A 14,199-nucleotide genomic window follows, 5' to 3' on the forward strand; every position below is an offset into this window, starting at 1 on the left:
CTTCCCATCTTGCGCGTGACGTGCATCACGCTTCGTCGATCTCCGACAAAGGCGTTGGGCGGGAGAAGGCGCCTACATGCTCAGCTTGACGCCCGCATACAGATAACGGCCGACGAAGCTGACTGGATAGCTGTCGCTGGTCGTGCCGATCGACGCTCTCTGGTCGAACAGGTTGTTCGCGCCGACATAGAAGCGGAAGCGGTCGTCGACGTCATAGGCGACGTAAAGATCGTGCTGCCATTTTTCCTTGTACCAGAAATATTCGGGATCGGAGATGTCGGGATTGGCGGCCAGTTCCTCGGTGGTGTAGCGCCGGGTCTTGCTGAACCAACTCACCCCGTAATTGATGGTGAGCGCCTTATATTTCCATGTCAGGTCGGCGGTCGCGTTCCATTTGGGAAAATATTGCTCCAGCCGGTCGACATCGACGTCAGCGCCGGGGGTGGGGATGAATTCAAGACGATCGAGATAGCCGCCGACGAGGGAAAGGCTGAACTGCCCGGCCTTGGCGGTGTTGATGCTGTAGTTGAGCTTCATGTCGGCCCCGGCGGTCCGGAAATTGGCGACATTCTGCGGTTGCACGAAGTAGCTGGAGATATAACCCGTTCCACCCGCCCTCGTGATATTGCTGCAATAGACATTGTCGAGCGTCGGCTGGTCCACGCAGAGAGCTGCCACCTCCTCGGCATCGGGCGTGTTGATGGCATTTTTAAGCTTGATGTCGTACCAGTCGAAGGATGCCATCAAGCCGGGAATGAAGCTGGGCTTGACCACAAGGCCTGCCGTCCATGTCCGGGCGGTCTCCTCCTGCAGATCGCGGTTACCGCCTGAGACGCCCGGAAGGGTAACTGTTTGCTCATTTTCCGGATTGAAGCCGGCGATCTGTGCGGGCGTCAGGCCGGCGGCCTGCAAGGTCGCCTGACAGTTCGCCACGCGATACTGCGTGCCTTCACCGATGAAAACAGGATCGCAAGGATCGCTGATGAAGGAAAAGCCGCCGTTGCGGGGGGCATAAAGTTCCGTGATGTTGGGCGCGCGCACGGCTTCGGACCAGGTGCCGCGGAAGGTCAGATCGGGAATCGGGGCGTAGCTGCCGTCCACCTTCCAGGTCGTGGTCTTGCCGATGGTGGAATAGTCCGACAGGCGCAGCGCTGCGCCGAAGCTCAGATTATAGACGAAGGGCACCTGCTTCAGCAGCGGGATCGACAATTCACCGAACAGTTCCTTGACATCGAAGCTGCCCTTTTCGGGAAGCTGCAGGGAGAAGTCGGCAAGAGCGCCTTGTTGCAACAGTTCATCGGGTACGAAGCGGCTCTTTTCCTTGCGATATTCAGCGCCCAGCGCGAAGCCGACCGGCCCGCCGGGCAGCTCGAAAAATTCGCCGAAATCGCCGGAGATCGAGCCGGACACGACATGCTGCTGCAGCTTGGCCCGGTTCATGATGTCCGCATTGATCCAGTCGACCGCGGCCTGACTGCGTACGCCATTGCCGAGGATGTTGAGCGGAACGCAGCCCCCGTTCGCGCCAGGCGTGAAGGTCATTGCCGGGGCGTCATAATTATTGGGATCGATATTCTCGTTCGGAAACAGTGTCGAACGGCACACGACATTGCCCGTATCGGGATCGCGCACCGCATCGAGCGCAGCGAAATAACGGTCTGCGATGCGGTAGTCGGTCAGCTTGATCTTCGACTTGGTCTGGCCGAAGACATAGGATAGTTCATAGCGGGCATGGTCGGAAATCTGGCCCTCGAACCCGCCCACGAAGCGCATTGTTTCCCGATTATTGCTTTCGCCGCGGATGCCGAGATCGAAATTGTCGCGGGAAACCAGCGCGCCTTCAGCTGTGGCGTCCACCCCGAAACGATCCTGGAGATAGGGATTTTCCGGCGTCAGATAGGTGAAGAAATCGAACGACGGTTGGGCGAGGGTGAAGGTCCTGTTCCGGACATATTTGGCTTCGAAAAAGAAGGAGACCGCGTCGCTCAAGTCATAATGCGAAAACAAGTTGAAATTATGCACCCGATTATAAGCCTGGAGGTCGCCCTGATAACCCGCCAGTGGCGTGCTGTCGCCGCCCTGCGTCAGGCCGCCCGACGACGGCAGCAAGGTTCCCCGGTCATAGGCTTTTCCTGAACCGGTGAAGACCGGATCGCAAATGCCGATATCTTCATCCAGGCAGTCTGCGACGTTCAGGACCACCGCGCCATCGGGGGAGCTGTCGGCGTAGCGCAGATCGTTCATCGGAATGCGATCGGGGACGGCGGGATCATCGGGGAAATCCGCCGGATTGCGAACGATTCCATAATGTTTGAGCGGATTGCCAGTGCGCGCCCTATCGAAGCTGCTGACACGGTCCTGCTCGCGAAATTCGTAGGACAGCGCAATATTGCCGCGCCCGCCCGCGAAATTCTTGCCGTAGGTGAGCGAACCGTAGCGCTGCCCGGCGTCGCCCCGGCTGGAGATCCCTATCTGGCCGCTGGCCTTCAAGCCGTCGAAATCGCGCTTCAGCCGGAAATTGACCACGCCGGATACGCCGTCCGCACCATAAATGGCCGAGGCGCCGCCGATGAGCACATCGACGCCCTCGATCAGATCGGTGGGAATCGTGTTGATGTCGACCGCTGCCGTGCCGGAAATGCTCGCCACATGACGGCGTCCATTGATGAGCGTGAGCGTCCGGTTTTCGCCCAACCCCCGCAGGTCCAGCAGGGCAACCCCAACGGCTCCGAAATCGCTTTCCGATCCGGCGGTCCGATATCCGCCGGACGAGTTCAGCAAGGCCGGATTCTGGGCCAAGGTGTCGATGATCTGGATATTGCCGGACTGTTCCAACTGCTCTGCGGTGACGCTGACGAGCGGGTTGGCGAGGTCATAATCGCTGCGCTGGATGCGCGTGCCGGTCACGACGATATTCTCCCCTTCATCCGGCAAGGCGGCCTCCTGAGCAAAAGAAGGCATGGCCAGAATGGAGGAGAAGGTTCCGGTCGCAAGAAACAGACGAATAAAACAAGATTTGCAAGCCATTACGAAGCCCCCTGTTTCCCAATTCCCAAGAATGGCAGGGAAAAAGGAGCGTCCTGTTTTACTTATGTCAACGATAAGGCGCTGATCTGCGACAGCTCGCCTGCTTTTGCCCCCGCACGGTGACTTTTTTGCAACGTGGGGGCTAATAGGTGACGGTCACCGTCAGCGTGTCGAGATAACCGGCGCCGGCCGCCACATTCTGTCCCGCCGGGATGCGGCCGTAGACGGTGACGCTGTCGTTGAACACCAGCAATGCCAAGACGGTGCGCGTGACGTTGACCGATCCGCCGGTGCCGTTGCCCCATATCTGCGTGCGTGCGGCGTTGGTGTAGAGGTTGTAGTTGAGGGCAGCGGCGCCCCTTCGCAGCGTGCGTGGCGCGAAGCTGCCGGAACTGCCGGCGCTGATGTCGATCGTGTAGGAGCCGGCCAGCGCCACCAGAAGATCGCAATGGACGTTGATCGTACCCGTCGCGTCCGTCGCGGTGGGCGAGAGCGGATTATAGTTGCCGAAGCTGATGCCGGTGGCCGTGACCGTGCAGGAGCAGCCGGCCAGACCGTTGCAGGCGGCCTGGGCAGGGCTTGGCTGCATCAGGAACAGGATGGCCGTCAGCAGCGGCAGGACCGTCAGGGCCTGAGCGCGCCGCCTCATGGCGCCGGCTCCCGCCGGAACGCGCAGGCGACGGGGCCGATGCGGGGCAGCGTGTCGCGCGGCGCGATGCCTGTCACGGTCGCCTTGCAGACGCCGCCGCCGCCCGTGTCGATCTCCAGCACCATCCCTTCGCGGAGATTGCGCACGAAAATTTCTCCGCCGAAGCCGACGAACAGCGTCTCGCCGCCGTCGGTGCGCACGTTCGCGCCGGCTGCGACCGGCTTGCCGTCGGCGGTGGCGACGACCACCGTGCCCGGCCGGTCCTGCTCGACGGGGAAGCGGGCATGGGCCGCTCCCCTGATCCGGGGAACGACGATCATCGTGTCGTCGGGCAGCCGCACGTCCAGCGGCAGGTCGGACGGCGCCAGCGAAATCCGGTTCGCCTCATAGGGGCGCAGGTCCGGAACGATGGCGATGCCCCGTCGGTCGGTGCGCGCGACGGGGCGGTTTTCCTGATAGATGCGCACATTGCCCTGCCCCGGCACCTCGACCACGCCAAAGCCATTTTCGATCCGCCGGGAGGCATGCATGCCGCCGGCCGCGAGCATGACCCCGCCGCTCGCGAGCAGCCTCAGGCCCGTCTTGCCCCGGAAGCGGGCCGCTTCCAGGCTCAGCTCGCCCGTGGAGCCGCGCCAGTTCATTTCCGCCTGCTGCCGGTCGTTTTCGCCCTCGCTGCCCGCCAGGCGATAGCCCCAGCCGCCCGAAAGCGGCGCCGTCCGCCGTATTTCCGCCAGGCGGTTGCGATTGTCGCCCTGCGCATAGACGCTGGTCCGCGTGCCCAGCGGAATGGTGAGGCCAAGGCCGACGACCGCCTCCGGTTCCCGTCCCGCCATGTCGCTGCGGATGGCGAACAGGCTCATATAGGCGCGGCTGCCGATGCCGACGCTGTAATTGGCCGATCCGATCCTCGCCCGGTTGCCGTCGCCATATTCAAGGTCGGTCCAGGTCACGACCATGCTGCCCAGATCGCCGAGCGACGCCCCGGCCGATGCCTGGAACTGCCGCGCGATGCGGTCCGCCGGGCGGTCTATGCCGATCTGGTCGAAGCGATCCGACGCGCGCTGATAGCTGAGCGCAATGTTCCAGCGCGGCGTGATGCGCGCGAAGGAGGCGCGATAGAGGCGGCCGCTCCCCTCCCTCCCGCGCGATCCCGCCAAAGCGAGGCTGAATTCCCCGAGCAGCGGCCAGACGAACGACAGGCCGCCGCCCAGCATTTGCACGTCGCCGCTCGCCTCCGCCCGGGCATCCACGGTCAGCCAGTCCGTCAGGCCGCGCCTGTAGCTGCCCGCGGCGAAGGCGGTGCCGTAGCTGAAGCTGGCAATGCCATAGTCGCGCCGTTCCGCCCCGGCTTCGAACGACCAGGCGGACAGTCCGGCGCTGAGCAGCCGGGGGCTGACATAATAGGGCGTGCGCACGCGCCGTTCGACGCCCGTGGCGTCGCGCACGACCAGCGTCACCTCGCCCGCGCCCGTCACCAGAGGCACCTGATCGATGGAGAAGGGCCCCTGATCGACGTCCGACTGGAAGCGCACGGCATTGTTCACGAGCAGTTCGACATTGGAGGGCACGGCGGTGCGGCCGAGAAAGGCGGGGGTGGGAAAGGTGATGAGGGTGGGACTGAGTCCGAATTCCGTGCCGTAGCGAACGCCGCCATAGCGTATCTGGCGGCCCCAGTCGGGGCTGGTCGTGACGGTATCGCCCAGGATCAGCCGGCGGAGATCCTGGGGATCGTCGCGGATGAAATAGCTGTCGAGCCGCACGACGCCGTTGCCGATGCCGCTGCTCTGCCCGACCGTCATGCTGTTGGCGAACAGGCCCCAATCGTCCGACAGGCCGGCTTCCAGGAAGGCGGAGGAGGCCAGTTCGTCCTGATAGGAGACCGACAGGTCGTAATTGAGGAAGGCGGCGAAGGTGCCGGCTGTGGGCAGCAGCCTGCCGGCCGATCCGGAAAGCCGCTGCACCGCGAACCGTTCGGCGGGTACGGTCAGGTCAAGCTGCTGGCTGGCCGCATCGAAGGAGGGCGTGATGAAGGAGGGGAGGGGGACCAGCGCCTCTCCGTCGATCGTCACGGGCGGGGCATCGGCGCGGATCTTCCAGCGTTCGAGGTCCGCGGCCTTCAGGAACCAGGCGTCGCCGCGCCGCCCGGCCAGTATCTCGCCCTCCTGCGCCTGGCCGTTGACCAGAAGCCGGACCAGCATCAGCGAGGGCCCGTCGCCGTCTTCCCCGGCGGCCGGCGGCGATCCATGGCCGGGGGGAGCCTGGGCGGCGGCGGGACGGGACAGGAGGCAGAGCGCGACCATGGCCCCTTCAAGGGCGCGCGACTTCACGGGGCCGCTCCTCTGCAACGATCTCCGCGGCGACATCCGCCTGATCGGTCATCGCGTCGAGTTTCAGGGTCTGGCCGGAAGCGATGGATGCGGCAGTGTCGAGGACGACCTGCTGCGAGGAGCCGGGGAGCAGATAGACCGACATGTCCTGCCGGGCCACTTGCGGACCGCCCTTGCGCGACAGGACCATGCGGTTGATCTGCACATGGGCGTTGCCTTCGCTGCGGATGGCGAAGGTCATCTGGCGCGGTCCGCTGGGCCAGGCGCGCCAGACCAGCCTGCCCGACCCGCGAGCCGGGGGCACGAAGATCGGAATGCTGATCCGCAGGAGCGTCTGGACGGTTCCGGCGGGAACCGCGCGGGTGCCGGGGACCTCCTCCAGGATCACGCGATAGCTCTTCTCCGCAGCGCCTGTTCCCGTCCTCAGGCCGAAGCGGGCGATCTGCACGGCGCCGGGCCGCACCTCGAACAGGGCGGGATTGGCGAGCACGTCGCGGGTCTCCTCCAGCACGTCTTCGCCCTTTTCCTGCCGCCAGCCATAGACGCGGAGCTGGACGCGGGCGCTTTCCTTGCTGCTGTTCTCTATCGTCATCGTCTGCACCGGTTCCTCCGGCGTCAGCACGACGCGCACCGGGAAGACCTTGAGCCCCGCCGCCTGCACGGGCGGTGCAGAGAGCATCGCCGCCGCTGCCGCAACGCTTGCATATCCGCTGTTCATCTTTTCGCGCTTCAGTAGTTGACGGTTACGGTGACCGTATCGGCATAGCCGCCCGCCGGCACATTCTGGCTTGGCGGGATGCGGCCATAGACGGTGAGCGTGCTGGGCAGCACCGGTGCGGTGGTGGCCGGCGGCGTGTCGGTGCCCGGCGTGTTGCCCCAATTGTTCGTGCGCGTCGTCTCCCGGAAGAGGCCATAGTTGAGGAGGTTGGCGCCGTTGACCATCTTCCGGCTGGTGACGGTGGCGCCGCTCGACGTGCCCGCGTTCAGGCCGACGGTGAAGGACGTGCCGACCGTGCACAGCACCGAAAGCGTGGTCGTGGCATCGAGCGGCGTGGCCGATGTGGGATCGTAGTTTCCGAAGCTGAGGGGGTTCGCCGTCACGGCGCAGGCGGTGAGGACGGTTGCCGTCACCGGGAATGTCGTCGTCGTCTGCGCCGCCTGCGCGGCGTCCGGCAAAGCCATTCCGAATATCAGCAGCCCGGCCAGATGGCCTTTGCCATACCGCTTCATGCGCATCTCCTGTAACGCATCCTGCGCCCTGTTCTGGCTATAGGCGCACTCCATGAGCATCGCGGGACCGGCTGCAGCATGTCTGTCCCAATGCCGGTCGTCGCGAGGGAGGAAACGGCGGAAGGCGCGAAGTTGTTCCGATTATTCCGAGGCTTAGGTTAAAATGATACCTCGATATAGCGGGTGGCGGCAGGGGATGCGCCTTGCCCCGCGTGCGCCGGTTCCGCGCCATGGCCGGGAGCGGGCGAAGTCGTGGCCTTTCCGGCCATATATATCCGGGGGCGCTGGCCGGATATGCAATCCACCCGCAGGCCCTCCACGGTGCATGGGGCCACGACCACGGCGCCGACGGCCATGCGCTGCTTCGCTTCGGCGGCATGGACGCTTCCGGTTGAGCCAAGTGCAAGCATGGCCAGAGCCGTGGCGGATTTCATCGGGCTATGGGTGGGCATGTCGTTCCTTCCTCCCTATAGACGACCGCGCAGGTCGTCCATTTAGCCTGTATCCACATTCAGCCCTGACAGCCTGCAAATGGCGCCTGTTGCGCTTCCGGCGCTGCCCATGCCTTAAATATGCGTCGTTCAGGGGAGGCATGTGACGTGTTGGAAGGATCGAAAAACCGGCATTTTCGGCTCGTCCTCTTCTGAATGTCGATACGGGCCGCCGGCGATCTTCGGGGCCGCATGCGCAGCGGCCTTGCAAAGGGAAGGCAGGCGGGGCATTGCACGGCGTCACCGCGCAATGGACGCCATGCTGGTTTACGTCGCGATTGATCTTGAAATGCGACAGGAACGGCATGGATCGCAACGACGCCTCGCCAAAGCGGCCCCACCGCCAGCGGCCGCCCGGCCATGAGCCGCAGGGCAGGCCGGCCGGGATCATCGGACAAGGGCAATCCCCCGCCGCCCGGCGAGGCCGCCCGCCGATAGAAATGGTGGATGTCGCGGACATTCCCGGCGGCGGCCAGTTGCACCTGCTCAAATGCGGCAAGGAATATTCCATCCAGTTCGGTCGCGACGAGTTGATGGGCAGTCAGGACCATGTTTCGGAAATGGCGCTGGCCACGCTGACGAGCGAGCGTCTCGACAGGAAGGACGGTCATGTCCTTGTGGGGGGACTGGGCATGGGCTTCACGCTGGACGCCGTGCTGGGTTCCTGGACCTGCGACGCGCTGGTGACCGTCGCGGAACTGGTGCCGCAGATACTGGTGTGGGCCAAGGGGCCGCTGGCGCATCTGTTCAGGGACAATCTCGCGGACCCGCGCGTCAGCGTTCGGGTCGTCGACGTCTATGACATCATCATGGAGGGGCCGGATCGTTTCGACGCCATCCTGCTGGATGTCGACAACGGTCCGGACGGTTTCATCACGTCGCGCAACGACCGGCTCTATTCGCATGCCGGACTCTCCGCCGCCTATGACGCCTTGCGGCCGGGCGGGCTGTTGTCCGTCTGGTCCTCCTATTCCGACGATTGCTTTGCGGGGCGGCTGGAGGAATCGGGTTTCGACGTCGATGAGATCGTCCTGCCCGCCTATATCGGCAGCACGGAACGCTGGCACAATATCTGGTTTGCCGCCAAGCCGGGCCCGGCCATCCGGAAGGCAGCCGCTTCGCGCTGAAAGCGGCTCAGTCTTCCTATTTTCGGCCGGATTTAATCTACCGTCGTTCGCCCAGCATATAATATTGGCGCATGCAGGGACAAATATTCGGCTGTATTCCGCTATCGATGGCGTGATGTCGCCTCTTCCTCTTCCCGGCGCAGAACGGAGATGATCTTGGCATAGGCCCTTGCCTGCTCTTCATGCCTCGTCCGCTCCACCGGGCAGATGGCCAGATCGGCATGATTCAATTCGGCCTTTCTGCGACGGTCGAGATAATCGAACTGGCTCATGACTATTTCCATCGTGCCGGCGGCGTCCATTGTCTGGCCATGTGCGACGCCGATCGCGTGACGCTGCCCTCGATCAGCCTGTCCTTCATCAGGACGCGGAAGGCGTCCGCGTCCCGCGGATCGAGCAGGACGACCCGCGCCCCGCCCGACACCAGTTCCTCCAGCGCGGATATGCGGAAGGCATGCTTCGTGCACATCGTCTTGATGCTGTCCGGCGTGGCGCGGACGTTGACGACCCTGCTCATGCCGCGCCGCCCTCCACGTTGAAGGGAAAGGGGTTGAAGGGCGTCGAACCGTCCGCCCGCCTGGAACGATAGGGATGGGGGTGATGGCGGATTCGCGTCGCATATCCCTGCGCGAGCCGTTCGTGGACGCGGCCGGCCTCCGGACTGTGCGCCGTCCGGGCGCGCAGCAGTTCTTCCTGTTCGCGCTTGAGCAGATAGTTCAGGTCTTCCATGACGAGGCTCCTCGGCTGGCAAGCGGGAGCACGATGGTCTCTCTGTCACGGCGAATGCTTGCGGCAAATTTCGCGCAATAAAGGAGCTGTAGCACAAGGGTCCGCTCCCGTCTCGCGCGAAAGTCGTGCAAGTTCCAAAAACTTCTGTTCGGGTCATGCAGAGGATGCTACCAGCAGTCATCGGATTTCCGCTTCGCACGATCCGACAGAGAGACTTGCGTGCTCCCGCGCAGAGGGAGCATGTCGTGCAGGAAGATTGTCTTTCCTTTCAGGTCGCGCCGGTCGTATCGGTCGTCGTGCCGATCCTTCCGGGACGGTGCGTCTTCGGACGGAGCGGCTGATGCCGCGAATATGACGGCGCTGCGGCGCTCCCGTTGTTCCAGACTGTTATCCAAGGCCCCATGACGATCCAGCCCCCATCTCCCCCATCGCTCTCCCGAATCCAGCAGAACTGGCTTGCCGCGAATGAGCGGCGGTTGCTTGGCTGGCTGTGCGGCCGGATGCCCGCCTGGGTCACGCCGGACCGGTTGACGGCGACCGGAATGGTCGGCGCGCTGATGATATTCGCCGGCTATGCCGCCAGCAACGTCGCGCCGGCCTGGCTGCTGTTGGCGATTGCGGGCTATGCGGTGCAGTGGTTCGGTGACTCCATGGACGGCAGCCTGGCGCGGTATCGGCGGATCGAGCGGCCATCCTACGGTTATTTCATCGATCATAGCTGCGATGGGCTGGCGACGCTGCTCATCCTTGCCGGGATCGGCCTCAGCCCGTTCGTGACGATGGATGTCGCGCTGATCGCGCTGGCGGGTTATCTGCTGCTGTCGATCCATGCCTTTCTGTCCGCGCGGGTATTGGGGGAATTGAAGCTTTCCTATCTTTCCGCCGGGCCGACCGAACTCAGGCTGCTGCTGATCGGACTGACGGTCATGATGATGGTGCTGGGGTCCGGTCCAGGCCTGTTCGGGCGCTGGTCGGGCTTCGACCTCTTCGTCGGGACGGCCGGTTCGATCCTGATCCTTCTTTTCATCGGCCAGACCCTGGTCACGGGCAGAAGGCTCGCTCTGGCGGAAACGGCGCATCGCCATGCTTCCAAATGAGGCCCGGATCGGTGCGGGGGCGCTCATCATCGGGAGACAGTCATGACCGTGCGCCTCGCCCATTTCGCCATAGAGGCCGACGGCGAAAGCTATCGGTTGCGCCTGACGCTGGAGGACGGTTCGATCCTGGTGGTCGGGGCGTCCTTCGATCAGCTCGATCGATTGGGCGAGGAGATAGACCGGCGTCTGGACGCCGACCAGGACCTGTTGCCGCCCGACCTCTGAAGCAGCCGATCATCGGGATCTGCCCTAGGGCAGAAGCGATTTCAGCGCGCTGCGCAAGCGGTCGGGCCTGAACGGCTTCACCAGGCGCGGCACGTCCGCGAAGCGGGCGGGGATGGTCCATCCGTCATAGCCCGTGGCGAAAGCGAAGGGGATGCGCTGTTCCACCAGCGCGTCGGCGACGGGAAACGCCATGTCGCCGCACAGATTGACGTCGAGCACGGCCAGGTCGATCCGCGTTCCGGACCCGATCAGGGACAGCGCGTCCGCGACGCGCGGCACCGGCCCCAGGATCACGGCATTGTCCTGTTCCAGGGCCTCGGCAATATCGGCGGCGATGAGATATTCATCCTCTGCGATCAATATGCGGCAATCCTGCAGCGCAGCTTCGGTCATCTTCCACCGCCTTCACTATCCTCAGAGGGGACGCGCACGTCGATCGTGCAATGGACGCCGTCGGTTTCCACGGCGTAGCTGGTTTGCGCATTGAGCTGATAGGGCAAGGCGCGTTCGATCAGTTCCCGGCCATAGCCGCCGCCCTTCGGTTCCGCACCGGGGGCGGGCAGTTCGGACACGCCGCGCTCGCGCCAGTCGACGAACAGCCGGCATTCGCCCGGCGCGGGCCTGCGGATGTCCCAGCGGACCTCCAGCCGGCCGGCGGGTTGCGACAGCGCGCCATATTTCACCGCGTTGGTCGCCAGTTCGTGCAGGGCGAGCGCGAGCGTCTGAACCGTCGCCGATTTCAGCGATATGCCGGCCGGCCCGGTAAGCGTCACATGCTCTCCCCTGCCGTCTGCATCCAGCGGGACATGGGCGGACAGTTCCTCGCGCAGCAGCGCGTCGAACGTGACCCGCAGCCCGCCCTTGCGACGGGATAGCAGTCCCTGGACGCGGGCCAGCGCATCGAATCGGTCCCCGATGCACTGGGCGAAATGATCGAGCGAATGGCTGCCCTTCAGCGTGCGCGCCGTGACCGACTGGACCACCGCCATCAGGTTGCGCGTGCGGTGCTGAAGTTCCCCCACCAGCACTTCCTGATGCGCCTGCAACTGGACGATGTCGTCGACATCGGTCGACGTTCCCAGCCATTCGAGCAAGCTGCTCTCGCTGGAGCGCACGGGTACGCCGCGGGTACGGAAATGGCGGTAGCGCCGGTCCTGCGCGTTGAATATCCGTCCTTCGATCTCCAGGCTGCCGGTCTGTTGCGCCCGGGTCCATGCCGCCATGGCATGATCCCGGTCGTCGGGATGGAGCATCTCCAGCCAGCCGAGCGACCGGCTGGCCTTCTCGCTCTGGCCGGTGAAGGCGCTCCATTGCGGGCTGGACCAGGTCCACTGGCCGCTGTCCACGGCGCGCCAGACGAGCTGGGGCATGCCCTCGATCAGCGTGCGGAACCGCAATTCGCTGCGTTGCAGCGCCTCCATGGCGGTGCGCTGCTCATGCATGTCGGTGGCGGCGGCGAACCAGGCGAGGATCGTGCCGTTCGCGTCGCGCATCGGTTCGGCGCGGATCAGGAACCAGCGATAATCGCCCTGCGCGTCGCGAATGCGATGCTGCTCCTGATAGACGGTGCCCGCCGCCATCGCCTGCGCCCAGGCTGCGAGGGAGGAGGCGCGGTCCAGCGGATGCAGCGCATTGGCCCAGCCTTCTTCCTTCAGTTCCTCCTCATCCCAGCCGGTATAGTCGCACCAGCGCTGGTTGAACCAGTTGGCATGGCCGGCGGCGTCGCTGCGCCAGAGGAGGTCGGGCACGAGGTCCGCGATCGTGCGCAGGGAGTCCTCGGTCGCGCGCAACGTGTCGTTGATCTCCTGGATCTGGCGGGTGCGTTCCTCGACGCGGCTGTCCAGTTCGTGATTGGCCTGTTGCAGGCTGCTGTTGGCGACTTCCAGTTCCTCCGTCAGGACCTGCAATTCCTCGAAGGCGACGCGCAGCTCCTCTTCGGCCTGCCCCTGTTCGACGGACGGCAGGGCAGGGGGCGCCGGCGGCGGCGCCGAGCGGGCGGCCTGAAGGTCCTGCGACAATTGGGTCACGCGGCGGCTCAGCCGGTCGCGATCCTCCATCAGGCGCGCATTCTCCTCCAGCGCGGATTCGAGGGACGTGCGCAACTGTTCGACCTCGTCGAGCAGCCTGGCGCTGATCTGCCCCGGAGCTTCAGCCTTCTTGCCCATGATTTTCCCTGTTGCGTCACCCTGATAACGCGCCCGCGGGGGAATTGGCTCTAAAATAAGTTGGTTCCGTCTGAACCTTTTTGTCGGCGCGCTTCGTTGCCTCCCTGGAGAAGCGCAGCATGCCCAGCAGGGACATTATCGTGATCGGGGCATCGGCCGGGGGAGTGGATGCCCTGCGCCGGCTCTGTGCCGCGCTGCCCGCCGATCTTCGCGCCTCGCTGTTCATCGCCCAGCATCTTTCGCCTTCGGCGCGCAGCGTGTTGCCGCAATTGCTCGACAGGGCCGGGCCCTTGCCTGCTCTGTCCCCGGTGGACGGACAGGCGATCGAGCCGGGGCGCATCTATGTGTGCGCTCCCGACATGCATCTGCTGCTGCGTCCCGGCAGGATATTGATGCGGCGCGGTCCCTATGAGAACCGCACGCGGCCGGCGGTGAACGCCCTGTTCCGATCGGCGGCGATCCATTATGGCGGGCGCGTGACCGGCATCGTGCTGACCGGCCTGCTGGACGACGGGACCGATGGGCTGATCGCGGTCAAGGCGGCCGGCGGGCTTTCGGTCGTGCAGGACCCCGCCGACGCGGAATGGCCGTCCATGCCGCGCAATGCGCTGAAGCGCGATCATGTCGACCATGCGCTTGCCCTGGACCATATGCCCGACCTGCTCGCGCGGCTGGTGCGGGAGGAAGCGGGGCCGACCATACCCCTGCCCGAGGAATATCTGATCGAGGACCGGATTGCCGCACAGGAGTTTGCCGTGGCCGAACCGCAGATCGTCACGCCGGGTGAGCCCAGCCACCTGTCCTGCCCCGATTGCGGGGGCGTGCTGAACCATATCGAGACCGAGGATGAAGTCCGCTTCCGCTGCCAGGTCGGCCATGCCTTCACGCCGCTGGGACTGGCGGCGGCGCAGAATGACGAGCTGGAGCGGGCGCTGGCGATTGCGGTGCGGACGCATCGGGACCGCATCCGGTTGTTCGCACAGATGCAGGACAGTGCGGAGAAACGGGGTCTGGCGCATGCGGTCCGGCGCTGGACGGAAGCTTCGCGGGAAAGCGGGCATATGATCGAGGTGCTGGAAGAGGCGATGACGAGCCTGCGCAAGGCGTCGAACGAAGCGGAGGGTTGAGCCCG

15 protein-coding genes are annotated in these 14,199 nt (G+C 64.7%); 4 read left to right on the top strand and 11 right to left on the bottom strand.

What is annotated here, in order from left to right; genetic code table 11:
- Positions 1-72: 72 nt before the first annotated feature.
- The 6 genes from A0J57_RS04740 to A0J57_RS04765 form a co-directional block, all read right to left on the bottom strand.
- A complete protein-coding gene (locus tag A0J57_RS04740) occupies positions 73-2,934 on the bottom strand; it encodes a TonB-dependent receptor (RefSeq protein WP_235600788.1) in 2,862 nt (953 codons plus the stop codon).
- Positions 2,935-3,169: 235 nt separating this feature from the next.
- The gene (locus A0J57_RS04745) at positions 3,170-3,676 is read right to left on the bottom strand and encodes a spore coat U domain-containing protein (protein WP_061938293.1); all 507 of its coding nucleotides are present in this window, start codon (positions 3,674-3,676) and stop codon (positions 3,170-3,172) included.
- Entirely contained in the window at positions 3,673-6,003 is a 2,331-nt protein-coding gene (locus A0J57_RS04750; protein WP_235600789.1) for a fimbria/pilus outer membrane usher protein, read from the bottom strand. The genes A0J57_RS04745 and A0J57_RS04750 overlap by 4 nt, the downstream gene beginning before the upstream one ends.
- On the bottom strand, positions 5,984-6,721 hold the full coding sequence (locus A0J57_RS04755; RefSeq protein ID WP_061938298.1) for a molecular chaperone: 738 nt from the start codon (positions 6,719-6,721) through the stop codon (positions 5,984-5,986). Before A0J57_RS04755 ends, A0J57_RS04750 begins: the two co-directional genes overlap by 20 nt.
- 11 nt (positions 6,722-6,732) lie before the next feature.
- Positions 6,733-7,233 carry a spore coat U domain-containing protein gene (locus A0J57_RS04760; RefSeq protein ID WP_082166166.1) on the bottom strand — a complete coding sequence of 167 codons (501 nt, stop codon included), beginning with the start codon at positions 7,231-7,233 and terminating at the stop codon, positions 6,733-6,735.
- Between the two features lie 158 nt (positions 7,234-7,391).
- On the bottom strand, positions 7,392-7,685 hold the full coding sequence (locus tag A0J57_RS04765; protein ID WP_128830691.1) for a hypothetical protein: 294 nt from the start codon (positions 7,683-7,685) through the stop codon (positions 7,392-7,394).
- A 344-nt stretch (positions 7,686-8,029) separates the two neighbouring features.
- Between A0J57_RS04765 and A0J57_RS04770 the strand changes: the two genes are divergently transcribed.
- Positions 8,030-8,851 (top strand): spermidine synthase, encoded by an 822-nt coding sequence (locus A0J57_RS04770; RefSeq protein ID WP_025547550.1) that lies wholly within the window; start codon positions 8,030-8,032, stop codon positions 8,849-8,851.
- A gap of 101 nt (positions 8,852-8,952) precedes the next feature.
- Here A0J57_RS04770 and A0J57_RS26510 read toward each other — a convergent pair whose 3' ends face one another.
- From A0J57_RS26510 to A0J57_RS04785, 3 genes are read right to left on the bottom strand one after another with little or no spacing between them, the layout of a single operon-like run.
- Complete coding sequence (locus tag A0J57_RS26510) at positions 8,953-9,123, bottom strand: hypothetical protein (RefSeq protein ID WP_162195972.1); 171 nt, start codon at positions 9,121-9,123, stop codon at positions 8,953-8,955.
- 2 nt (positions 9,124-9,125) lie between these two features.
- Positions 9,126-9,368 carry a hypothetical protein gene (locus tag A0J57_RS04780; protein ID WP_025547548.1) on the bottom strand — a complete coding sequence of 81 codons (243 nt, stop codon included), beginning with the start codon at positions 9,366-9,368 and terminating at the stop codon, positions 9,126-9,128.
- Entirely contained in the window at positions 9,365-9,580 is a 216-nt protein-coding gene (locus tag A0J57_RS04785; protein WP_025547547.1) for a hypothetical protein, read from the bottom strand. Before A0J57_RS04785 ends, A0J57_RS04780 begins: the two co-directional genes overlap by 4 nt.
- Positions 9,581-9,981: 401 nt before the next feature.
- Here A0J57_RS04785 and A0J57_RS04790 point away from each other — a divergent pair, with 401 nt between their 5' ends.
- Complete coding sequence (locus A0J57_RS04790) at positions 9,982-10,677, top strand: CDP-alcohol phosphatidyltransferase family protein (protein ID WP_025547545.1); 696 nt, start codon at positions 9,982-9,984, stop codon at positions 10,675-10,677.
- 42 nt (positions 10,678-10,719) lie between these two features.
- Complete coding sequence (locus A0J57_RS04795; RefSeq protein ID WP_025547543.1) at positions 10,720-10,902, top strand: hypothetical protein; 183 nt, start codon at positions 10,720-10,722, stop codon at positions 10,900-10,902.
- Between the two features lie 24 nt (positions 10,903-10,926).
- Here A0J57_RS04795 and A0J57_RS04800 read toward each other — a convergent pair whose 3' ends face one another.
- The gene (locus A0J57_RS04800) at positions 10,927-11,295 is read right to left on the bottom strand and encodes a response regulator (protein WP_044662694.1); all 369 of its coding nucleotides are present in this window, start codon (positions 11,293-11,295) and stop codon (positions 10,927-10,929) included.
- The gene (locus tag A0J57_RS04805; protein WP_061938301.1) at positions 11,292-13,067 is read right to left on the bottom strand and encodes a sensor histidine kinase; all 1,776 of its coding nucleotides are present in this window, start codon (positions 13,065-13,067) and stop codon (positions 11,292-11,294) included. Before A0J57_RS04805 ends, A0J57_RS04800 begins: the two co-directional genes overlap by 4 nt.
- A 119-nt stretch (positions 13,068-13,186) precedes the next feature.
- Between A0J57_RS04805 and A0J57_RS04810 the strand changes: the two genes are divergently transcribed.
- The gene (locus A0J57_RS04810; protein WP_064232630.1) at positions 13,187-14,194 is read left to right on the top strand and encodes a chemotaxis protein CheB; all 1,008 of its coding nucleotides are present in this window, start codon (positions 13,187-13,189) and stop codon (positions 14,192-14,194) included.
- Positions 14,195-14,199: the final 5 nt, after the last annotated feature.

The organism is Sphingobium sp. 22B, assembly GCF_001580035.1.
Lineage (GTDB): Bacteria > Pseudomonadota > Alphaproteobacteria > Sphingomonadales > Sphingomonadaceae > Sphingobium > Sphingobium fuliginis.